This window comes from Pseudomonas sp. R43(2017) (genome assembly GCF_002112345.1).
GTDB lineage: Bacteria > Pseudomonadota > Gammaproteobacteria > Pseudomonadales > Pseudomonadaceae > Aquipseudomonas > Aquipseudomonas kribbensis.
Window position 1 is genome coordinate 287101 of sequence record NZ_NEHJ01000005.1, and the last position, 20109, is coordinate 307209.

Below are 20109 nucleotides of genomic sequence, written 5' to 3' on the forward strand. Positions count from 1 at the left end.
GGTTGTGGATAAGGTTCTGAATTTCAAACAAGGTCGCGTGCCGCTGCTGATCAGCATGCCCCACGCGGGTGTGCGCCTGACCCCGGCGGTCGAGGCCGGATTGATCCCGGACGCGAAAAACCTGCCGGACACCGACTGGCATATTCCGCAGCTCTACGACTTCGCCGCCGAACTGGGCGCCAGCACCCTGGCGGCCGAGTATTCGCGGTTCGTCATCGACCTGAACCGGCCATCCGACGACAAGCCGTTGTATGCCGGCGCCACCACCGGGCTGTACCCGGCGACGCTGTTCGATGGCATTCCGTTGTTCAAGGAAGGCAAGGAACCGTCGAAAGAAGAACGCGCGACGTACCTGGAGCAGATCTGGACGCCGTACCACCGCACCCTGCAGGAAGAGCTGGCGCGGCTGAAGGCCGAGTTCGGTTACGCACTGTTGTTCGATGCGCACTCGATCCGTTCGATCATCCCGCACCTGTTCGACGGCAAGCTGCCGGACTTCAACCTCGGCACCTTCAACGGTGCCAGTTGCGATCCTCAACTGGCCACGCAACTGGAAGCGATCTGCGCCCGTCACGGCGATTACAGCCATGTGCTGAACGGACGCTTCAAGGGCGGCCACATCACCCGTCACTACGGCAACCCGGCCGAAAACATCCACGCCGTGCAACTGGAGCTGGGCCAGTGCACCTACATGGAAGAGTTCGAACCGTTCCGCTACCGCGCCGATCTGGCGGAGCCGACGCGGGTGGTGCTCAAGGAGTTGCTGCAAGGGCTGCTCGCCTGGGGCGCAAAGCACTACAACTGAGTCTGTTTTGGAGAGCGCCTGTCGCCACCGTGCAAATCCCGGTCGCCACAGGTCGCTTTTCCGTCTCGCCTGCTGCGTAATGTTTCGGCCACGGTGCAAGAAGACACCGATCCGAACAATAAACCGCTGCCGCACGAGACGATCCCACATGAAAAAACTGTTCACTCGTTGTGCGTTAATCCTCACCGGCAGTGCGCTGCTCAGCGCCGGCGCCATGGCTTCCGACGATGCTTCCTGCAAAACCGTGCGCATGGGCGTGGTCAACTGGACCGACGTGATCGCCACCAGCGGCATGGCCGACGTGCTGCTCAATGGTCTCGGTTATGAAAGCAAACAGACCAGCGCCGTGCAGCAAATCATCTTTGCCGGCATCCGCGACAAACGCCTCGATATCTTCCTCGGCTACTGGAAACCGGCGATGGACAAGAACATCGCGCCGTTCCTGGCTGCCAATCAAGTCAAAGTGATGGACAAGCCAAGCCTGGCGGATGCCCAGGCAACCCTGGCAGTGCCGGACTACGTTGCGGCGGCGGGGCTGAAGACCTTCGGCGACATCGCAAAATTCAAGGATCAGCTCGGCGGCAAGATCTACGGCATCGAGCCCGGCAGCGGTGCCAACACCACGATCAAGACCATGATCGAAACCAACCATTTCGGCCTGAAGGATTTCAAGATCATCGAGTCCGGTGAAGCCGGCATGCTCGCCGCCGTGCAGCGGGCGGTGAATCGCAAGGAGTTCGTGGTGTTCGTTGGCTGGACGCCGCATCCGATGAACATCAACATGAAAATCACCTACCTGACCGGCAGCGAAGATGTCTACGGCCCGAACGAAGGCGCCGCCACCGTTTCCACCGTCACCGCGCCGGACTACGCCGAGCGCTGCCCGAACGTCCATCGACTGCTGGAAAACCTGACCTTCACCGCCGCCCAGGAAAGCCAGTTGATGGTGCCGATCATGGAGCGCAAGACACCTCAGGAAGTGGCGAAGACCTGGCTGCGTGAGCATCCGCAAGATCTGCAGCGCTGGCTGGCAGGTGTCAGCAGTTTTGATGGCAAGGACGGCGTGGCCACGGTTCAGGCCAGCCTGAAAAACTGATGGGCATTTATCCACTTTCACCGGCGATGGCGGCGTTTGTCGCCAGAACCGAAAGCTTCGCCAGTGATGACAGCAGCTTTGTCGGGTTGCGCCGGGGCTATGACGAGATGTGCCGGGCGTTCACCCCGCCGCGACCGGCAGGGCTTGAGGTAGAGGACTTTCGGTTGGGCGCGGTGCCGGTTCGCGCCTATCGCCCACCTGCGGCGTCACCATCCTGCGTGGTGTACCTGCACGGTGGTGGATGGGTGGTCGGTGGGCTGGACTCCCACGACTTCATCTGCTGCGAACTGGCCATGGCGCTGGGAGCGATGGTGGTGGCGGTGGATTATCGGCTGGCGCCGGAGCATCCGTTTCCTGCCGGTTTCGACGATTGCCTGAGTGTCTGGCGTGCCCTGCGCAGCGGATCGTTCGGCTTCGACCCCGAGCGCATGCTGGTGGCCGGCGACAGTGCCGGCGGCAATCTCGCTGCTGCGTTGTGCCTGGCCCTGCGCGATGCCGGCGAAGCGCCGCCCAAAGCCCAGGTGCTGATCTATCCCGGACTGGGTGGCGGCGAGCATCTGCCGTCGCGCAGCGAATGCGTCGATGCGCCGTTACTCTCCAGCAGCGACGTGGATTGTTATCACGCGCTATACCTGCGTGGCACACCACAACCGAATGCCTGGGCCATGCCGTTGCTCGCCGATGACTTCAGCGGATTGCCCCCGGCCTGGGTCGGCGTGGCGCAGTTCGATCCGTTGCGCGACGACGGTGTGTGCTACGCCGAACGACTGTCCGCCGCCGGGGGCGAGGCCACGCTGTATTACGGCGAAGGGCTGGTGCACGGCTGCCTGCGGGCGCGGCATCAGGTCGCCGAAGTCGATCGCCTCTACGAAAACCTGCTGGGGTTCATGGCTGACAAAATGTGACAGCGCACGGGCATGCTCATTGACGTAAATCGGGTTTATGATGCCGGACGGCAGAATAATAGAAGTCCCCCCAGGGATGACCTCGACCCCTTACGGAGCGCGCAATGCAGACTTTGTTTCCGCAGATCAAACCTCACGCACGGCACGATCTGGCCGTCGACGACACCCATACGCTGTACGTCGACGAAAGCGGTTCACCGGAAGGTTTGCCGGTGGTGTTCATCCATGGTGGCCCGGGCGCCGGGTGCGATGCCCAGAGCCGTCGCTACTTCGATCCGAACCTGTATCGCATCGTCACCTTCGACCAGCGTGGCTGCGGTCGCTCCACCCCCCACGCCAGTCTGGAAAACAACACCACCTGGGATCTGGTCGAAGACCTCGAGCGCATCCGCAAACACCTGGGCATCGATAAATGGGTGCTGTTCGGCGGCTCCTGGGGTTCGACCCTGGCGCTGGCTTACGCGCAGACTCACCCGGAGCGCGTGCATGGTCTGATCCTGCGTGGGATCTTTCTCTGCCGCCCGCAGGAAATCGAATGGTTTTATCAGGCCGGTGCCAGCCGTCTGTTCCCCGATTACTGGCAGGACTACCTCGCGCCGATCCCGCTGGACGAGCGCGACGACCTGCTCAGCGCCTTCCACAAACGCCTGACCGGCAACGACCAGATCGCCCAGATGCACGCCGCCAAAGCCTGGTCGACCTGGGAAGGGCGCACCGCGACCCTGCGCCCGAACCCGCTGGTGGTCGACCGTTTCTCCGAGCCGCAGCGCGCCTTGTCGATTGCGCGGATCGAATGCCACTACTTCACCAATAACGCCTTCCTCGAACCGAACCAGCTGATTCGCGACATGGGCAAGATCGCTCATTTGCCGGGCGTGATCATCCACGGTCGCTACGACGTGATCTGCCCGCTCGACAATGCGTGGGAGCTGCATCAGGCCTGGCCGAACAGCGAGCTGCAGGTGATCCGCGATGCCGGTCACGCCGCCTCCGAGCCGGGTATCACCGATGCACTTGTGCGCGCTGCCAGCAAAATGGCCCGGCGCCTGCTCGACCTGCCGCCCGAAGAAGCATGAAGGGGCTTTTGCAGCGCGTGAAAGGCGCGCGGGTCGAAGTGGAGGGGGAGGTGGTCGGCAGCGTCGATCAGGGTTTGCTGGTGCTGGTGGCGGTCGAACCCGACGACACGCAGGCCAGCGCCGACAAACTTCTGCATAAGCTGCTTAACTATCGAGTATTCAGTGACGCCGAAGGCAAGATGAATCTGTCTTTGGCGGATGTGGGCGGCGGGCTGCTGCTGGTCTCTCAGTTCACCTTGGCTGCCGACACCAAAAGCGGGCTGCGTCCGAGTTTCTCGACCGCCGCCCCTCCGGCGCTGGGCGAGGAATTGTTCGACTATCTATTAAGCAAAGCGAAACAGATGCATGGCACTGTGGCATCAGGTAGATTCGGCGCGGATATGCAGGTGCACCTGGTCAACGATGGCCCGGTAACCTTCCTGTTACAGACATGAAAGCGCTTGAAACAAGTTTTTAAGGGCTTTTCGACTGAAAACAGGGAATTTTCGCGATAAATACTTTGTTACCCCTGATGCGTTGTCACGCGGGCTACTAGATAATCGCGCGCTACGGGGATCAGCGTTCGTTGGTCCATTTTGACTTAGGTAGAGACTTGTCCGGATCCGATTGGGGAATCATTTTGCCCCAGCGGAGTCGGAACAATGCTCGCCAACTTGGCAAGGGTGCCCTGCAAGGCCGGTATTTTTGTACCGAAAACCTCACAGGCACTTCATCTGGCCGTTGGTTTATTGATCTGTTTTCGGCGAGGGTTGCTCGTGATTGTTAGTCCCTGTAATGCAGCAAAATTGTCTGCCAAACGCTTGCGCAGCGCTCTGGTAGCGGGCTCGGCAGTGCTCTGCCTGCTCAGCGCCGGCCAGCTTTGGGCATTCAATCTTGACGATGTGTCGGCCAAGGCCAAAGAGCTGGCCGGGCAAAAATTCGAAGCCCCGCGCAGCAACCTGCCGAACGAATTCCGTGACATGAAGTTCGCGGACTACCAGAAGATTCGTTTCCGCACCGAAAAAGCCGAATGGGCCGACCAGAAGAACCCGTTCAAGCTGTCCTTCTATCATCAGGGCATGCACTTCGATACGCCGGTGAAAATCAACGAAATCACCGCGAACACCGTCGAAGAGATCAAATACGATCCGAGCCGTTTCGATTTCGGCGATCTGCAGTTCGATCCAAAGGCCACCGAACAACTGGGCTATGCCGGTTTCCGTGTCCTGTACCCGATCAACAAGGCTGACAAGCAAGACGAAATCATGACCATGCTGGGCGCGAGCTACTTCCGCGTCGTCGGCAAGGGTCACACCTACGGTCTGTCGGCCCGTGGCCTGGCGATCGATACCGCTCTGCCGTCCGGCGAAGAATTCCCGCGTTTTCGCGAGTTCTGGATTCAGCAGCCGAAGCCGGGCGACAAGCACCTGGTGATCTTCGCCCTGCTGGACTCGCCGCGCGCGACCGGCGCCTACCGCCTGATCCTGCGCCCGGGCAGCGATACCATTGTCGACGTCAAAGGCCAGATGTTCCTGCGTGACAAGGTCGGCAAGCTCGGCATCGCGCCGCTGACCAGCATGTTCCTGTTCGGCGCCAACCAGCCGTCGAAAGTGCTCAACTACCGTCGCGAACTGCACGATTCCAGCGGTCTGTCGATCCATGCCGGCAACGGCGAGTGGATCTGGCGTCCTCTGAACAACCCTAAACACCTGGCCGTGAGCCAGTTCAGCGTCGAAAACCCGCGTGGTTTCGGTCTGCTGCAGCGTGGCCGTGACTTCAGCCACTACGAAGACCTCGACGACCGCTACGACAAGCGTCCAAGCGCCTGGATCGAGCCGAAGGGTGACTGGGGCAAGGGCACCGTCGATCTGGTCGAGATCCCGACCGCCGACGAAACCAACGACAACATCGTTGCGTTCTGGAACCCGGAAAAACTGCCGGAACCAGGCCAGCCGCTGGACTTCGCCTACCGCATGCACTGGACCATGGACGAAGCGGCAATCCACGCGCCGGACAGCGCCTGGGTCAAGCAGACCCTGCGTTCCACCGGTGACGTCAAGCAATCGAACCTGATCCGTCAGCCGGATGGCAGCGTTGCCTACCTGGTCGACTTCGAAGGCCCGTCCCTGGCGGCCCTGGCCCCGGATGCGGACGTGCGCAGCCAGGTCAGCGTCGGCGACAACGCCGAACTGGTCGAGAACAGCGTGCGCTACAACCCGGAAACCAAGGGCTGGCGCCTGACCCTGCGGATGAAGATCAAGGACGCAAGCAAGTCGACCGAGATGCGTGCCGCGCTGGTGCAGAACATCGTGCCGGCCGATCTGGCCAAGACCTCGCTGCCGGCTTCCAACTCCTCGGTTGCCAAGGCCGACAAGATCGCCGCCAAGCAACAGGAAAAAGCCGACAAGGAAGCCAAGGCCGCCGAAGCCAAACAGGCCGACGCCAAGCCAGCGGCAGATGCCAAGGACAAGGCCAACAAAGACGCCAAGCAGCCAGCGGCTGCGGACGCGGCCCCAGCCACACCGGAACCGGCCTCGACTGAAGAAGTCCTGACCGAGACCTGGAGCTATCAGTTGCCTGCCGATGAGTAACTCTCAAGTACAGCCAGAGACTCTGTCCGAGTATCTGGCGCATCTGCCGATGACCGACGAGCAGCGCGCGGAACTCGCGGGCTGCCAGTCCTTCAGCGAATTGCATCAACGCCTGTCGTCCTCGACGTTCGACGCGCCGACCGAAGCCGCCCAGGCTTCGGTGGGCAAGCGCCTGACCCTGAGCACCGCCGAAGAGCTGGAAGACGCGGAAATGCTGGTGCTCGACGCCAGCGGCCGGGTCAGCCTCAAGGCCACGCCGCCGATCCGTCGGACCAAGGTCGTGCCGGAGCCGTGGCGCACCAATATCCTGGTGCGTGGCTGGCGTCGCCTGACCGGCCGGACCAACCCGCCGCAGCCGCCGAAAGACCAGAACGTGCTGCCGGCCGCCCGCTGGCGCACCGTCGGTTCGATCCGTCGCTACATCCTGCTGATCCTGATGCTCGGCCAGACCATCGTCGCCGGCTGGTACATGAAAGGCATCATGCCGTACCAGGGCTGGTCGTTCGTCGATCTGGAAGAAGTCCTGCATCAACCGCTGCTGCAAACCGCCACGCAAGTGCTGCCGTATGCGCTGCAGACCAGCATCCTGATCATGTTCGGGATTCTGTTCTGCTGGGTGTCGGCCGGTTTCTGGACCGCGCTGATGGGCTTCCTCGAGTTGCTCACCGGTCACGATAAATACCGGATCTCCGGTAAAAGTGCCGGTAATGAACCGATTCCGAAAGACGCGCGCACCGCACTGGTGATGCCGATCTGCAACGAAGACGTGCCTCGGGTGTTCGCCGGTCTGCGCGCGACCTTCGAGTCCGTCGCGGCCACCGGTGACCTGGACCGCTTCGACTTCTTCGTGCTCAGCGACAGTAACGACACCGATATCTGCGTGGCCGAACAGCAGGCCTGGCTGGATGTCTGCCGTGAAGCCAAGGGCTTCGGCAAGATCTTCTATCGCCGCCGTCGTCGTCGCGTCAAACGCAAGAGCGGCAACCTCGACGACTTCTGCCGTCGCTGGGGCGGTGACTACAAGTACATGGTCGTGCTCGACGCCGACTCGGTGATGAGCGGCGAATGCCTGACCAGTCTGGTGCGCTTGATGGAAGCCACGCCGGACGCCGGTATCATCCAGACCGCGCCGCGCGCTTCGGGCATGGACACGCTGTATGCACGCATGCAGCAGTTCGCCACTCGCGTTTACGGCCCGCTGTTCACTGCCGGCCTGCACTTCTGGCAGCTGGGTGAATCCCACTACTGGGGTCACAACGCGATCATCCGCATGAAGCCGTTCATCGACCACTGCGCCCTGGCGCCGTTGCCGGGCAAAGGTGCGTTCTCCGGTGCGATTCTCTCTCACGACTTCGTTGAAGCCGCGCTGATGCGCCGCGCCGGCTGGGGCGTGTGGATTGCCTACGACCTGCCGGGCAGCTACGAAGAACTGCCGCCGAACCTGCTCGACGAGCTCAAGCGTGACCGTCGCTGGTGCCACGGCAACCTGATGAACTTCCGCCTGTTCCTGGTAAAAGGCATGCACCCGGTGCACCGCGCGGTGTTCCTGACCGGCGTGATGTCCTACCTGTCGGCGCCGTTGTGGTTCTTCTTCCTGGTGCTGTCCACCGCGCTGCTGGCGGTGAACACGCTGATGGAGCCGCAGTACTTCCTCGAACCACGCCAGCTCTATCCGTTGTGGCCGCAGTGGCACCCGGACAAGGCGATTGCGCTGTTCTCGACGACCATCGTGCTGTTGTTCCTGCCGAAGCTGTTGAGCATCATCCTGATCTGGGCCAAGGGCGCGAAAGAGTTCGGCGGCAAGTTCAAGGTGACCCTGTCGATGCTGCTGGAGATGCTGTTCTCCATGTTGCTGGCGCCGGTGCGGATGATTTTCCACACCCGTTTCGTTCTGGCCGCGTTCCTCGGCTGGGCCGCGACCTGGAACTCGCCGCAGCGTGACGATGACTCCACGCCATGGAGCGAGGCGGTCAAGCGCCACGGTCCGCAGACCCTGCTGGGCTTCCTCTGGGCGCTGCTGGTGATCTGGCTGAACCCGAGCTTCCTGTGGTGGCTGGTGCCGATCGTCGGTTCGCTGATGCTGTCGATTCCGGTGTCGGTGATTTCCAGCCGCGTCGGTCTGGGCCTCAAGTCCCGTGACGAGAGCCTGTTCCTCATCCCTGAGGAATACAATCCGCCACAGGCGCTGCTGGCTACTGATCAGTACACCCACGAAAACCGCTGGCACGCGCTGAACGACGGCTTCGTCCGCGCCGTGGTCGATCCGCAGCAGAACGCCCTGGCGTGCTCGCTGGCGACCTCGCGTCACGGCCAGGCCGAGCCGATCGAATGGCTGCGTCAGGAACGCGTGCGTCACGCGATCAAGGTCGGCCCGGCCGGCCTGAACAACCATGATCGCCTGCAACTGCTGAGCGATCCGGTGGCCCTGGCCCGTCTGCACGAACAAGTGTGGGCCGAAGGTCACGCCGAGTGGCTGGACGCGTGGCGGGCGTCGGTGAAAGCCGATCCCCATGCGCCGCTGTTGCCGCTCAAGCCTGTGAGCCTGCAGGCACAGCCGGCCTGATGAAGAACCCCGCGAAAGCGGGGTTCTTTTTGCCTGCCGATGACCAGCGCTGGTGACTCGTTCCCACGCTCTGCGTGGGAATGCAGACCGGGATGCTCTGCGTCCCATCCGGCAACAACTGATCAAAAAACCTTGTGCAAACGGACGAGTGCGTTAGCATCCGTCCCCGAATTGGCGCACCCGGACGCTTTTGTCCATCTCTGTCGGTTTTCGCGCCGCAAACGCAATGGTTTTGGGGACTTGAAGATGAAGAAGTATCTGTCGATGCTGCTGGTCGGCGTCACGGCACTGGTTGCAGTCAATGCGGCGCAGGCCGGCGCAATCGATGACGCGGTCAAGCGCGGCACGTTGAAAGTCGGCATGGACCCGACCTACATGCCGTTCGAAATGACCAACAAGCGCGGCGAGATCATCGGTTTCGAAGTCGACATCCTCAAAGCCATGTCCAAGGCCATGGGCGTCAAGCTGGAGCTGGTTTCGACCGGTTACGACGGCATCATCCCGGCGCTGATGACCGACAAGTTCGACATGATCGGCAGCGGCATGACCCTGACCCAGGAACGCAACCTGCGCCTGAACTTCAGCGAACCGTTCATCGTGGTCGGTCAGACCCTGCTGATCCGCAAGGAGTTGGAGGGCACCATCAAGTCCTATAAAGACCTGAACACCGCGGATTACCGCATCACCTCCAAGCTCGGCACCACCGGCGAAATGGTCGCCAAAAAGCTCATCGCCAAGGCCAAGTACCACGGCTACGACAACGAGCAGGAAGCCGTGCTCGACGTGGTCAACGGCAAGGCTGACGCCTTCATCTACGACGCGCCGTACAACGTGGTGGCGGTGAACAAGGTCGGCGCCGGCAAGCTGGTGTTCCTCGACAAGCCGTTCACCTACGAGCCGCTGGCCTTCGGTCTGAAGAAGGGTGACTACGACAGCATCAACTTCATCAACAACTTCCTGCACCAGATCCACGAAGACGGCACCTACGATCGCATCCATGACAAGTGGTTCAAGAGCACCGAGTGGCTCAAGGACATGGAATAACTCGGTCCTATAGACCGAGTCGCCCCATTCGCGAGCAAGCTCGCTCCCACAGTGATCGGTGTGTCTGACCCGGTCCATTGTGGGAGCGAGCCTGCTCGCGATAGCGGCCTCCCCGGCGACACAACTTTCGGATTTCGCTAAACCCATGAAACAGAAAAAAGCCCAATGGCCCTGGCACGTCCTGACCGTGCTGGTGCTGGTCGGCCTGGCTGGCGCGCTGTATTACGCCACGTCGCTGATGTCCTACGAATGGCGCTGGAACCGCGTGCCGCAGTACTTCGCCTATCAGGCCGAGGAAACCCAGCGCGCGACTGACATCTCCACCGTCAGCGAACTGGTGCGCAAGGGCGGCAGCGCGCAAGTCACCCTGCGCAACGATGCCGGTGACGAGCAGCACCTGACCGTCGACGAAAACAGCCTGCAATTCGCCCAGGGCGACGATGTGGCCGAAGGTGACGTCGTGGGTGTGACCCGGCATTGGGCGGCGGGGCCGCTGCTGTGGGGCCTGTGGACGACGCTTTGGCTGTCGGTGGTGTCCGGCGTGCTGGGCCTGCTGATCGGTCTGGCGACCGGGCTGTGCCGCTTGTCGAGCAACCCGACCCTGCGCGACCTGTCGACGATCTACGTCGAACTGGTACGCGGCACGCCGCTGCTGGTGCAGATCTTCATTTTCTACTTCTTCATCGGCACGGTGATGAACCTGTCGCGGGAGTTCGCCGGGATCGCCGCGCTGTCGCTGTTCACCGGCGCCTACGTGGCGGAAATCATCCGTTCCGGCGTGCAGTCGATTGCCCGTGGCCAGAACGAAGCAGCCCGCTCGCTGGGTTTGAGCGCCGGCCAGTCGATGCGTCATGTGGTGCTGCCGCAAGCGTTCAAACGTGTGCTGCCACCGCTGGCCGGGCAGTTCATCAGTCTGGTGAAAGACACCTCGCTGGTGTCGGTGATTGCCATCACCGAACTGCTGAAAAGCGGTCGTGAAGTCATCACTACCTCGTTTTCGCCGTTCGAAATCCTGTTCTGCGTGGCCGGCCTGTACCTGTTGATCAACCTGCCGCTGTCGAAAATCGCCAGCCGGCTTGAGCGGAGGCTCGCGCAAAGTGATTGAAGTCCGCGATCTGGTAAAAGTCTTCGACACCCGTGGCCAGGTAGTTCGCGCCGTGGATCACGTCAGCACCCACGTGGCCAAGGGCGAGGTGCTGGTGGTGCTCGGCCCGTCCGGTTCCGGCAAGTCGACCTTCCTGCGCTGCCTCAATGGCCTGGAAGAGTTCGATTCCGGTTCCGTGAGCATCGACGGCCTGCAACTGGCCGACCCGAAAACCGACGTCAACGCCTACCGCCGTGAAGTCGGCATGGTGTTCCAGCATTTCAACCTGTTCCCGCACATGACCGTGCTGGAAAACCTCTGCCTGGCGCAGAAAGTCGTGCGCAAGCGCGGCCAGAAGGAAAGCGAGGCCAAGGCTTTGGCGTTGCTGGAGAAGGTCGGCATTGCGCAGAAGGCCCGCGAATACCCTTCGCGTCTGTCTGGCGGTCAGCAGCAGCGCGTGGCAATCGCCCGGGCGCTGGCGATGGATCCGAAGGTCATGCTGTTCGATGAGCCGACCTCGGCCCTCGACCCGGAAATGGTCGGTGAAGTGCTGGACGTGATGAAGAATCTGGCTGTGGAAGGCATGACCATGGTCTGCGTGACCCACGAAATGGGCTTTGCCCGGGAAGTGGCGGACCGGGTGCTGTTCTTCGATCACGGCAAACTGCTGGAAGATGCTTCGCCGACGGAATTCTTCGACGCGCCGAAGGATCCGCGAGCCCAGGCGTTCCTGCGGCAAGTCCTCTAAACGCAAGGCAAAAAAAATCGCAGCCAATGGCTGCGATTTTTTTGTTTGCGCGGTTTAAACCTTGAACCGGCCCACCAGCGTTTGCAGGTGAGTGCCCAGGCGCGCCAGTTCGACGCTGGACGCCGCCGTCTCTTCACTCGCTGCCGACGTCTGATCCGACACATCCCGCACGTTCAGCACGCTGCGGTTGATCTCTTCGGCCACGGCGCTCTGCTGTTCGGCCGCCGCGGCGATCTGCTGGTTCATCGCCTGAATCGCCGAGACGGTGCGGGTGATGCTTTCCAGCGAACCACCGGCACGGCGGGTCAGCTCTACGCTGCTGTCGGTCAGGGTGCGGCTGTTGTCCATGATCGTCGCCACTTGCTGGGTGCCGTTCTGCAGGCCGACGATCAGCTCTTCGATCTCTTCAGTGGACTTCTGGGTGCGCTGAGCGAGGCTGCGCACTTCATCGGCGACCACCGCAAAGCCGCGACCGGCTTCACCGGCACGGGCCGCTTCGATGGCGGCATTGAGGGCCAGCAGGTTGGTTTGCTGGGCCACGGATTTGATCACGTCGAGGACGCTGCCGATCTTGTCGCTTTCGCGCTTGAGCTCGCCCATGGCCTCGGTGGAGTGGCCGACTTCAGTGGCCAGACGTTCGATCTGGGCGATGGCTTCGCCAACCACCTTGTCGCCTTCACGGGCCTGCTGGTCAGCCGCGACGGCGGCTTCCGACGCTTCCTCGGCGTTGCGCGCGACTTCCTGCACGGTGGCGGCCATTTCGTTCATGGCGGTAGCGACCTGATCGGTCTCGACTTTCTGATTGTTCACGCCGGCGCTGGTCTGCTCGGTCACGGCGGACAGTTCTTCAGCGGCGCTGGCGATCTGGGTGACGCCGTCGCTGATGCCGCCGATCAGTTCGCGCAGACCCTGGGTCATGCTCTGCATCGAACGCTGCAGCTGGCCGAGTTCGTCGCGGCGCTGGGAGATCAGGTTGTGGGTCAGGTCGCCGGAAGCTACGCGCTCGGCGACTTTCAGGGTCTGGTTCAGCGGAATGATGATCTGCCGGGTGATCGCCCAGGCGGCCAGCAGGCCAAAGGCAACGGCTAGCAGGGTAGCGATCAGCAACTGGTTCTTGGCGCTGGCGGCGTCGGTGTCGCGAACGACGGTCTGGGATTCGGTGAGCTGCTTGCTGACATCAAGCAGGATGTCGCCCTGCACCGACATACGGGCCAGGGCCTTGGCGCTGGCCACCTGGGAGTCGCGGAACTGGCTGACGGCGGCGCGATAAGCCTTGAGCGAATCGGTGGCCTGTTGCAGGTTGGCGATGTGTTGCTCAGGCAGCTTGGCCGGCAGGGTCTCGAGGTTTTTCAGGGCGTTGTCGATGGCGTCGAGGGCCGGTTGCTCGGCTTCGGTCTTGCCGCTGTAGGTGTAGCCACGGACCTGGAAGCGCGCCTGCTGGATCAGCTTGCTCAGGTCGATAACCGCGTTGAACTGGGCAACGCTGTCGCCCTGCAGCATGGATTTTTCGACTTCGGCGACCTTGGCCACGGCGTTGTCGGCGGTGGAGCCGAGCTTGCTGCGGGCATCTTCGCGGTTTGCGCCGGCTTGCACCATGTCGGCGAAGGCGCGTTTGTACTCGGCGACGGCCGCCAGTTGCTGATCGACTTTCGTTGCGTCTGACGGTTGCTCGATCAGGCTGCGAGCGGTTTGCAGGCCGCTGTCGAGTTTGCCCAGCAGTTCATTGACCGCGCCCGGGCCTTGTTCGCCACGGCGCATTTCGTAGTCCAGACGCGCCAGACGCAGGTCCTTGGTCAGCTCGTTGAGGCTCGAGATGAAGCCGAGTTTGTCACCGCGGCTGATGATGCCGCTCATGCCGGTCCAGCCGGTGAAGGTGATCAACAGCGTCAGCAGCAGCACCAGGCCGAAACCGATGCCCAGCTTGCGTTTGACGCTGACGTTTCCAAGATTCTCGGCTAACCAACGGTACATGCGACGACTCCCCTCGGACCACTAATTGGACTTATGGAGACTGTATCGGCTGGATGATGGCAATCTGTAACGCGATTTGTCCGGCGCCGAATGGCGCCGGCGGGTTCAGAACAGGCGCGCGAGCAGGGCGGTGACGGCGGTTTCGACCCGCAGGATGCGATCGCCGAGCTGTACCGGTTGCAGGCCGGATTTGCCCAGCAGGTCGATCTCGTAGGGAATCCAGCCGCCCTCGGGGCCGATGGCCAGGGTCACCGGTTCGCTCAGGGCGCGAGGGCAGGGCGGGAAGTTGCCCGGATGGCCGACCAGACCGAGGGTGCCGTCGGTGATGGCCGGCAGGCGATCTTCAACGAACGGCTTGAAGCGCTTCTCGATGATGATTTCCGGCAGCACGGTATCCCGGGCCTGTTCGAGGCCGAGGATCAAATTCTCGCGAATAGCTTCCGGCTCCAGGAACGGCGTCTGCCAGAAGCTCTTCTCGACGCGATAGCTGTTAACCAGAATCACCTTCGACACACCCATGGTCGCCACGGTCTGGAACACCCGACGCAGCATCTTCGGGCGTGGCAGGGCGAGCACCAGGGTCAGCGGCAGTTTGGCCGGCGGTGGCTGATCGAGGGTGACCCGCAGCTCGGCTTCGCCCGCTTCCAGGCGCAGCAATTCGGCCGAGCCCATCAAGCCGTTGATGCGCCCTACCCGCAGGCTGTCACCGACTTCCGAGCGATGGACTTCCTGCATGTGGGTCAGGCGCCGGTCGCGCAGCACGACGCGGTCGGCCGCAATGAAGTCGGCCTCTTCGAGCAACAGCAGGTTCATGGCTGGGTCGCTGGCGGCTGGTCGTTGTGGTCGTCGACGGTTTCGTCCGGGCGCTCGCGCTTGCTGACCAGGCTGCCAAACAGAATGCCGACTTCAAACAGCATCCACATCGGTACGGCCAGCAGGGTCTGGGAGAAGATGTCCGGCGGAGTCAGGATCATGCCGACCACGAAGCAGCCGATGATCACGTACGGGCGGATCTTCTTCAGGTATTTGACGTCGACCACGCCGATCCACACCAGCAGCACCACGGCCACCGGGATTTCGAACGCCACGCCGAAGGCGAAGAACAGCGTCATGACGAAGTCGAGGTAGCTGGTAATGTCGGTCATCATTTCCACGCCGGCCGGGGTGGCCGAGGCGAAGAACTTGAAGATCAGCGGGAACACGAAGAAGTAGGCGAACGCCATGCCGGTGTAGAACAGCAGGATGCTAGAGATCAGCAGCGGCACCGCGACACGTTTCTCGTGCTTGTACAGGCCCGGCGCGATGAAGCCCCAGATCTGGTGCAGGATCACCGGGATCGCGAGGAACAGCGACACCATCATCGTCAGCTTCAGCGGCGTCAGGAACGGCGACGACACGTCGGTGGCGATCATCGTCGCGCCGGCCGGCAGGTACTGGCGTAGCGGCGTCGAGACGAAGGTGTAGATCTGCTGGGTGAAGGCGAACAGCCCGGCGAAGATGATGAAGATCGCCGCGACGCAACGCAGCAGGCGGGTGCGCAACTCGGTGAGGTGCGATACCAGCGGCATGTGCTGGTCGTTTTCGGGGAGATCGCTCATGGGGCTCGCGGCGGCAGTGTAGGGTCGTGAGGGGCCGGCGTGGTTGGCGCAGCCACAGGTGCAACGGGTTCGACAGGCTTCATGATCGGTGCCGCTTCAGCAGCTGTGGCAGAGACGTGTTCGACGCTCGCCGGTTGCTCCGCAACGGGGGTCGCAGGCGTCTGCTCTGCCACCGGCTGCACGGGCGTCGGCTCCTGCTGAACCGGTGGCGTGAAGATCTTCCGCGCCTCCTGCTCCAGCGACAGGATGTGTTCGTTGTGCAGTTGCCGACGGATTTCGTCGGCACCGATTTCACGTTCAACTTCTTGTTTGATCGCGTTGAAGCTGCGCTTCAGCCGCCCGACCCACAGGCCGGCGGTGCGCGCGGCACCCGGCAAACGCTCGGGGCCCAGCACCAGCAGGGCAACGAGGCCGACAAGCAGCAGTTCAGAGAAGCTGATACCAAACATTAGTCAGTGCTCACACGTCTTTGCGGATCGGCTCTTCGACTTTCTGCGCCTGCACGTCGATGGTGTGCGGCGGGTTGGCCTGAGCGGTGGCTTGCGGCTGGACCGGTGGTACCGGCTGCGCAGGCGTGACGGTCGGATCGGCCGGTTTTTCGTCGTCGTTCATGGCTTTACGGAAGCCCTTGATCGATTCGCCGACGTCGGTGCCGAGGTTTTTCAGTTTCTTGGTGCCGAACACCAGCACCACGACAACCAGAATGACGATCCAGTGTTTCCAGTCAAAAATGCCCATGTTGCTGTTCCTCTCTAAAAGTTGTTCAGGCGGACGGACGCGAGGCTTTCTCGACGTGTCCGGACAGGCCGAAGCGACGATCCAGTTCGTCGAGTACAGCCTGCGGATGCTGCCCCAGCTGGGCGAGCATGACCATGCTGTGGAACCACAGGTCGGCGGTCTCGTAGATCACGTCGCTGCAGTCACCGCTGACGGCGGCGTCCTTGGCGGCAATGATCGTTTCGACCGACTCTTCGCCGACCTTTTCCAGAATCTTGTTCAGGCCCTTGTGATACAGACTAGCTACATATGAGCTGTCGGCAGCAGCGCCCTTGCGCTCTTCAAGTACCTGAGCGAGGCGGGTCAGGGTGTCACTCATGTTTGTGTCCTGCGGAATAGATGGCGTGCGGGTCTTTCAGGACCGGGTCGACCGTTTTCCAGTCGCCGTTTTCGAAGACGCGGTAGAAGCAGCTCTGACGGCCGGTATGGCAAGCGATGTCGCCAATCTGTTCGACCATCAGGATGATCACGTCGGCGTCGCAGTCCAGACGCATTTCATGCAGGGTCTGCACATGGCCGGACTCTTCGCCCTTGCGCCACAGCTTGCCACGGGAACGTGACCAGTAGATGGCACGGTTTTCGGATGCGGTCAGCTCCAGGGCTTCGCGGTTCATCCAGGCCATCATCAGCACGCGTCCGGTCTTGTGATCCTGGGCAATCGCCGGCACCAGGCCATCGGCGTCCCACTTGATCTCGTCCAGCCAGTTTTTCATCTTCGACTCCGACAGCGAACCCACACTTCAATAGTCGGGTTCAGGCGTTGAAACAGTGTGCCAGCCGATCACGCAACTGGCTATCGGCGAACGACCAGATACAAGCCGACTGCCACCATGATCCCGGCGGGCCAATGCCCCAGTTCATTCAGCGGGCCACCGGCGGCGAGGATCGTGCCGCCCGCCAGATGGGCGCTGCCGAGCAGGCGCAGGAACCAGTCGTCCTTGCGCTTTTTCCACGGCGGTGGCGGGTCGTTGGCGTGGGGCTGGGACATGCGCTCGAGCAGGTCGCGGGCCATGTTTGCCAGGTGCGGCAGCTGTTCGAACTGGCTCTGCACGTTGCCGATCAAGGCTTTCGGGCTGACGCGTTCGCGCATCCAGCGTTCGAGGAACGGCTGCGCGGTGTTCCACAGATCCAGGTCCGGGTACAACTGACGGCCCAGGCCTTCGATGTTCAGCAGGGTCTTTTGCAGCAATACCAGTTGAGGCTGCACTTCCATGTTGAAGCGGCGCGCGGTCTGGAACAGGCGCATCAGCACCTGGCCAAATGAAATATCTTTTAACGGTTTTTCGAAGATCGGTTCGCACACGGTACGGATCGCCGCTTCGAATTCGTTGAGTTTGGTTTCCGCCGGCACCCAGCCCGAATCGATGTGCAATTGCGCCACGCGGCGGTAGTCGCGCTTGAAGAAGGCGAACAGGTTGCGCGCCAGATAATCCTGGTCTTCCGGGGTCAGGCTGCCGACGATACCGCAGTCGATCGCAATGTACTGCGGGCTCCACGGGTTCACGGTGCTGACGAAGATATTTCCCGGGTGCATGTCGGCATGGAAGAAACTGTCGCGGAACACCTGGGTGAAGAAGATCTCCACACCGCGCTCGGCAAGCATTTTCATGTCGGTGCGCTGGTCGGCGAGGGTCGCCAGATCCGTTACCTGAATCCCGTAGATGCGCTCCATCACCAGCACTTTCGGCCGGCACCAGTCCCAATAGACTTGCGGCACATAGAGCAGCGGCGAGCCTTCGAAGTTGCGCTTCAACTGGCTGGCGTTGGCCGCCTCGCGCAGCAAATCGAGTTCGTCGTAGATGGTTTTTTCGTAATCGCTGACCACGTCCACCGGGTGCAGCAGGCGGGCGTCGGCGGAGACTTTTTCAGCGGCGCGGGCGAGGATGAACAGCCACGCCAGATCCTGGGCAATCACCGGTTTCAGGCCCGGGCGGATCACCTTGACCACCACTTCTTCGCCGGTCTTCAGCTGTGCGGCATGCACTTGCGCCACCGAGGCCGAGGCCAGCGGTTCGACGTCGAAGCGGCTGAACACTTCGCTGATCTTCTTGCCCAGCTGTTCTTCGATCAGTTTGACCGACAGCTGCGAATCGAACGGCGGCACGCGGTCCTGCAACAGCATCAGCTCATCGGCGATGTCTTCCGGCAGCAGGTCGCGGCGGGTCGAGAGGATCTGCCCGAACTTGATGAAGATCGGCCCCAGGTCCTGCAAGGCCAGGCGCAGGCGTGCGCCACGGCTCAGGTCCAGCGGCTTGCGCGGAAACCAGCGCCACGGCAGGACATAGCGCAGCGCCAGCAGGAACCACGGCAAGGGCAGATCGAACAGCAGATCATCGAGGCGGTAGCGGATCACGACGCGCTGGATGCGCAACAGACGGCGGACGGCGAGCAGCTTCATGCGTTATCGCTTGGGTCGAGGGATCGGGAAAGGCGCTCGAAGCGCGCCTCGAGACGTTCCAGATCGAGTTTGATCCGGTCCAGTTCGCTGAAGCGGGCTTCGGCTTCGCGCTGCCCGACGAGGGTGCGCGATTCTTCGGCCAGGTATTCGGCGAGATTCTGGTTGAGGCTGGCAAATCCTTGTTGATACCAGCGGGCGCGGCTGCGCAGATGACCGCCGACCAGTTGCGTGGCGACCGGGCCGAGCCAGCGCGAGAGTTCGTACTCCCAGTCCAGCTCCAGATCCTGCAGCACACCCGCCAGTTCCAGCAGCACGCCGCTGTCGCCGTCGAGTTCGACTTCCGGTGCGTGCAGCACCGCGGTCTTGTCCTTGCTCAGGGCCAGTTTCACCAGGCTCGAGGCCGGGGCGCGCAGGGTGCAGTCGACGCCGGTTTCCCAATGGGACGCCAGCATCAGACCTTCGTCGCTCGGCAGGATGAACAGTTGCAGCGCCGGGCTGCGGCAATCCACGGCAATCACTTTGCCGGTCAGATGCGCGAGTCGCGGCAGCGCCGTGCTGTCGAGACGCAGCACGCGATTCAGGCCGAGTTCGACGCTGGCCAGCAGCCCGGTCAGCAGCATCAGGGCTTGATACCGCGGTGCAGGGCGACGATGCCTGCGGTCATGTTGTGATAGGTCACGCGGTCGAAACCGGCGTCGACCATCATCGACTTCAGGGTTTCCTGATTCGGGTGCATGCGGATCGATTCGGCCAGGTAGCGATAGCTTTCCGAGTCGTTGGTGATCAGCTTGCCCATCAGCGGCATGAAGGCGAACGAGTAGGCGTCGTAGGCCTTGGACATCAGCGCGTTGGTCGGCTTGGAGAATTCCAGCACCAGCAGGCGGCCGCCGGGCTTGAGTACGCGCAGCATGGAGCGCAGGGCGTCTTCCTTGTGCGTCACGTTGCGCAGGCCGAAGGCGATGGTCACGCAGTCGAAATGGTTGTCCGGGAACGGCAGTTTTTCCGCGTCGGCCTGGACGAACTCGACGTTGCCCGACACACCGACATCCAGCAGGCGGTCACGGCCGACCTTGAGCATGGATTCGTTGATGTCCGCGAGAACGACCTGACCGGTCGGGCCGACCAGGTGCGAGAATTTCTTGGTCAGATCGCCGGTGCCGCCGGCGATGTCCAGCACGCGGTTGCCTGCGCGCACGCCCGACAGCTCGATCGCGAAGCGCTTCCACAGACGGTGCATGCCGCCCGACAGAAGGTCGTTCATCAGGTCGTACTTGGCGGCCACGGAGTGGAACACCTCAGCGACTTTTTCCGCTTTCTGGCTTTCCGGAACGTTTTTGAAGCCGAAGTGAGTGGTGGGTTCGGCATCGCTGCCTTTGCGCTGATCAGTCATATCGCTGTCACCAAAAGAGAATGCGCGACATTCTAATCCCCAAGCCATGCTTTGTCTTGGAATGGCTAAAGGTAAGATGGGCAA

At 62.1% G+C, this 20109-nt stretch carries 20 protein-coding genes and 1 pseudogene; 10 read left to right on the forward strand and 11 right to left on the reverse strand.

Annotated features, from left to right (window positions below):
* The first annotated feature begins 4 nt into the window (after nucleotides 1-4).
* The 10 genes from hutG (at nucleotide 5) to CAG02_RS16240 (ending at nucleotide 11891) form a co-directional block, all read left to right on the forward strand.
* Nucleotides 5-805, forward strand: a complete 801-nt coding sequence (hutG, locus tag CAG02_RS16195) for an N-formylglutamate deformylase (protein ID WP_085711032.1) — start codon at nucleotides 5-7, stop codon at nucleotides 803-805.
* Between the two features lie 148 nt (nucleotides 806-953).
* Complete coding sequence (locus CAG02_RS16200) at nucleotides 954-1901, forward strand: choline ABC transporter substrate-binding protein (RefSeq protein ID WP_085711033.1); 948 nt, start codon at nucleotides 954-956, stop codon at nucleotides 1899-1901.
* Nucleotides 1901-2806, forward strand: a complete 906-nt coding sequence (locus tag CAG02_RS16205) for an alpha/beta hydrolase (protein WP_085711034.1) — start codon at nucleotides 1901-1903, stop codon at nucleotides 2804-2806. The genes CAG02_RS16200 and CAG02_RS16205 overlap by 1 nt, the downstream gene beginning before the upstream one ends.
* Nucleotides 2807-2910: 104 nt before the next feature.
* Nucleotides 2911-3882 carry a prolyl aminopeptidase gene (gene pip, locus CAG02_RS16210; RefSeq protein ID WP_007952436.1) on the forward strand — a complete coding sequence of 324 codons (972 nt, stop codon included), beginning with the start codon at nucleotides 2911-2913 and terminating at the stop codon, nucleotides 3880-3882.
* Nucleotides 3879-4316, forward strand: a complete 438-nt coding sequence (gene dtd / locus CAG02_RS16215) for a D-aminoacyl-tRNA deacylase (protein WP_085711035.1) — start codon at nucleotides 3879-3881, stop codon at nucleotides 4314-4316. Before pip ends, dtd begins: the two co-directional genes overlap by 4 nt.
* Before the next feature lie 321 nt (nucleotides 4317-4637).
* On the forward strand, nucleotides 4638-6452 hold the full coding sequence (locus CAG02_RS16220) for a glucan biosynthesis protein G (RefSeq protein ID WP_085711291.1): 1815 nt from the start codon (nucleotides 4638-4640) through the stop codon (nucleotides 6450-6452).
* On the forward strand, nucleotides 6445-9015 hold the full coding sequence (gene mdoH / locus CAG02_RS16225) for a glucans biosynthesis glucosyltransferase MdoH (protein WP_085711036.1): 2571 nt from the start codon (nucleotides 6445-6447) through the stop codon (nucleotides 9013-9015). Before CAG02_RS16220 ends, mdoH begins: the two co-directional genes overlap by 8 nt.
* A gap of 246 nt (nucleotides 9016-9261) precedes the next feature.
* Nucleotides 9262-10059 carry a transporter substrate-binding domain-containing protein gene (locus tag CAG02_RS16230; RefSeq protein ID WP_085711037.1) on the forward strand — a complete coding sequence of 266 codons (798 nt, stop codon included), beginning with the start codon at nucleotides 9262-9264 and terminating at the stop codon, nucleotides 10057-10059.
* A gap of 145 nt (nucleotides 10060-10204) precedes the next feature.
* Entirely contained in the window at nucleotides 10205-11164 is a 960-nt protein-coding gene (locus tag CAG02_RS16235; protein WP_007952431.1) for an amino acid ABC transporter permease, read from the forward strand.
* Nucleotides 11157-11891, forward strand: coding sequence for an amino acid ABC transporter ATP-binding protein (locus tag CAG02_RS16240; protein WP_085711038.1), 735 nt, complete (start codon nucleotides 11157-11159; stop codon nucleotides 11889-11891). The genes CAG02_RS16235 and CAG02_RS16240 overlap by 8 nt, the downstream gene beginning before the upstream one ends.
* A 54-nt stretch (nucleotides 11892-11945) precedes the next feature.
* On the opposite strand, the gene CAG02_RS30240 is transcribed toward CAG02_RS16240, so the two are convergent.
* The 11 genes and pseudogenes from CAG02_RS30240 to ubiE all read right to left on the reverse strand — a co-directional run bounded on the left by CAG02_RS30240 (nucleotide 11946) and on the right by ubiE (nucleotide 20025).
* Nucleotides 11946-12818 carry a methyl-accepting chemotaxis protein gene (locus CAG02_RS30240; protein WP_371856501.1) on the reverse strand — a complete coding sequence of 291 codons (873 nt, stop codon included), beginning with the start codon at nucleotides 12816-12818 and terminating at the stop codon, nucleotides 11946-11948.
* A pseudogene (locus tag CAG02_RS30245) lies at nucleotides 12801-13862 on the reverse strand (methyl-accepting chemotaxis protein); the annotation flags it as partial. The gene CAG02_RS30240 and the pseudogene CAG02_RS30245, both read right to left, overlap by 18 nt.
* Before the next feature lie 105 nt (nucleotides 13863-13967).
* On the reverse strand, nucleotides 13968-14675 hold the full coding sequence (locus CAG02_RS16250; protein WP_085711040.1) for a 16S rRNA (uracil(1498)-N(3))-methyltransferase: 708 nt from the start codon (nucleotides 14673-14675) through the stop codon (nucleotides 13968-13970).
* Nucleotides 14672-15460: a twin-arginine translocase subunit TatC gene (tatC, locus tag CAG02_RS16255; protein ID WP_065261773.1), complete on the reverse strand. Its 789-nt coding sequence runs from the start codon at nucleotides 15458-15460 to the stop codon at nucleotides 14672-14674. The genes CAG02_RS16250 and tatC overlap by 4 nt, the downstream gene beginning before the upstream one ends.
* Nucleotides 15457-15909 carry a Sec-independent protein translocase protein TatB gene (tatB, locus tag CAG02_RS16260; protein ID WP_085711041.1) on the reverse strand — a complete coding sequence of 151 codons (453 nt, stop codon included), beginning with the start codon at nucleotides 15907-15909 and terminating at the stop codon, nucleotides 15457-15459. Before tatB ends, tatC begins: the two co-directional genes overlap by 4 nt.
* Nucleotides 15910-15919: 10 nt before the next feature.
* Nucleotides 15920-16198: a twin-arginine translocase TatA/TatE family subunit gene (locus CAG02_RS16265; protein WP_007952423.1), complete on the reverse strand. Its 279-nt coding sequence runs from the start codon at nucleotides 16196-16198 to the stop codon at nucleotides 15920-15922.
* A gap of 25 nt (nucleotides 16199-16223) precedes the next feature.
* Entirely contained in the window at nucleotides 16224-16556 is a 333-nt protein-coding gene (locus CAG02_RS16270) for a phosphoribosyl-ATP diphosphatase (RefSeq protein ID WP_007952422.1), read from the reverse strand.
* Nucleotides 16549-16950: a phosphoribosyl-AMP cyclohydrolase gene (gene hisI, locus CAG02_RS16275; RefSeq protein WP_025110285.1), complete on the reverse strand. Its 402-nt coding sequence runs from the start codon at nucleotides 16948-16950 to the stop codon at nucleotides 16549-16551. The genes CAG02_RS16270 and hisI overlap by 8 nt, the downstream gene beginning before the upstream one ends.
* A gap of 80 nt (nucleotides 16951-17030) precedes the next feature.
* A complete protein-coding gene (ubiB, locus tag CAG02_RS16280) occupies nucleotides 17031-18635 on the reverse strand; it encodes a ubiquinone biosynthesis regulatory protein kinase UbiB (protein ID WP_085683997.1) in 1605 nt (534 codons plus the stop codon).
* The gene (locus tag CAG02_RS16285) at nucleotides 18632-19255 is read right to left on the reverse strand and encodes an SCP2 domain-containing protein (RefSeq protein ID WP_007952419.1); all 624 of its coding nucleotides are present in this window, start codon (nucleotides 19253-19255) and stop codon (nucleotides 18632-18634) included. Before CAG02_RS16285 ends, ubiB begins: the two co-directional genes overlap by 4 nt.
* On the reverse strand, nucleotides 19255-20025 hold the full coding sequence (gene ubiE / locus CAG02_RS16290; RefSeq protein ID WP_007952418.1) for a bifunctional demethylmenaquinone methyltransferase/2-methoxy-6-polyprenyl-1,4-benzoquinol methylase UbiE: 771 nt from the start codon (nucleotides 20023-20025) through the stop codon (nucleotides 19255-19257). Before ubiE ends, CAG02_RS16285 begins: the two co-directional genes overlap by 1 nt.
* Nucleotides 20026-20109 lie beyond the last annotated feature (84 nt).

Coding starts and splice junctions, on each gene's coding strand:
- pip (WP_007952436.1), top strand. CDS start 2,911: ATGCAGACTTTGTTTCCGCAGATCAAACCTCACGCACGGCACGATCTG.
- dtd (WP_085711035.1), top strand. CDS start 3,879: ATGAAGGGGCTTTTGCAGCGCGTGAAAGGCGCGCGGGTCGAAGTGGAG.
- CAG02_RS16230 (WP_085711037.1), top strand. CDS start 9,262: ATGAAGAAGTATCTGTCGATGCTGCTGGTCGGCGTCACGGCACTGGTT.
- CAG02_RS30240 (WP_371856501.1), bottom strand. CDS start 12,818: ATGCAGAGCATGACCCAGGGTCTGCGCGAACTGATCGGCGGCATCAGC.
- tatB (WP_085711041.1), bottom strand. CDS start 15,909: ATGTTTGGTATCAGCTTCTCTGAACTGCTGCTTGTCGGCCTCGTTGCC.
- ubiB (WP_085683997.1), bottom strand. CDS start 18,635: ATGAAGCTGCTCGCCGTCCGCCGTCTGTTGCGCATCCAGCGCGTCGTG.
- CAG02_RS16250 (WP_085711040.1), bottom strand. CDS start 14,675: ATGAACCTGCTGTTGCTCGAAGAGGCCGACTTCATTGCGGCCGACCGC.
- CAG02_RS16205 (WP_085711034.1), top strand. CDS start 1,901: ATGGGCATTTATCCACTTTCACCGGCGATGGCGGCGTTTGTCGCCAGA.
- ubiE (WP_007952418.1), bottom strand. CDS start 20,025: ATGACTGATCAGCGCAAAGGCAGCGATGCCGAACCCACCACTCACTTC.
- CAG02_RS16285 (WP_007952419.1), bottom strand. CDS start 19,255: ATGCTGCTGACCGGGCTGCTGGCCAGCGTCGAACTCGGCCTGAATCGC.
- mdoH (WP_085711036.1), top strand. CDS start 6,445: ATGAGTAACTCTCAAGTACAGCCAGAGACTCTGTCCGAGTATCTGGCG.
- tatC (WP_065261773.1), bottom strand. CDS start 15,460: ATGAGCGATCTCCCCGAAAACGACCAGCACATGCCGCTGGTATCGCAC.
- CAG02_RS16200 (WP_085711033.1), top strand. CDS start 954: ATGAAAAAACTGTTCACTCGTTGTGCGTTAATCCTCACCGGCAGTGCG.
- CAG02_RS16270 (WP_007952422.1), bottom strand. CDS start 16,556: ATGAGTGACACCCTGACCCGCCTCGCTCAGGTACTTGAAGAGCGCAAG.
- CAG02_RS16235 (WP_007952431.1), top strand. CDS start 10,205: ATGAAACAGAAAAAAGCCCAATGGCCCTGGCACGTCCTGACCGTGCTG.
- hisI (WP_025110285.1), bottom strand. CDS start 16,950: ATGAAAAACTGGCTGGACGAGATCAAGTGGGACGCCGATGGCCTGGTG.
- CAG02_RS16265 (WP_007952423.1), bottom strand. CDS start 16,198: ATGGGCATTTTTGACTGGAAACACTGGATCGTCATTCTGGTTGTCGTG.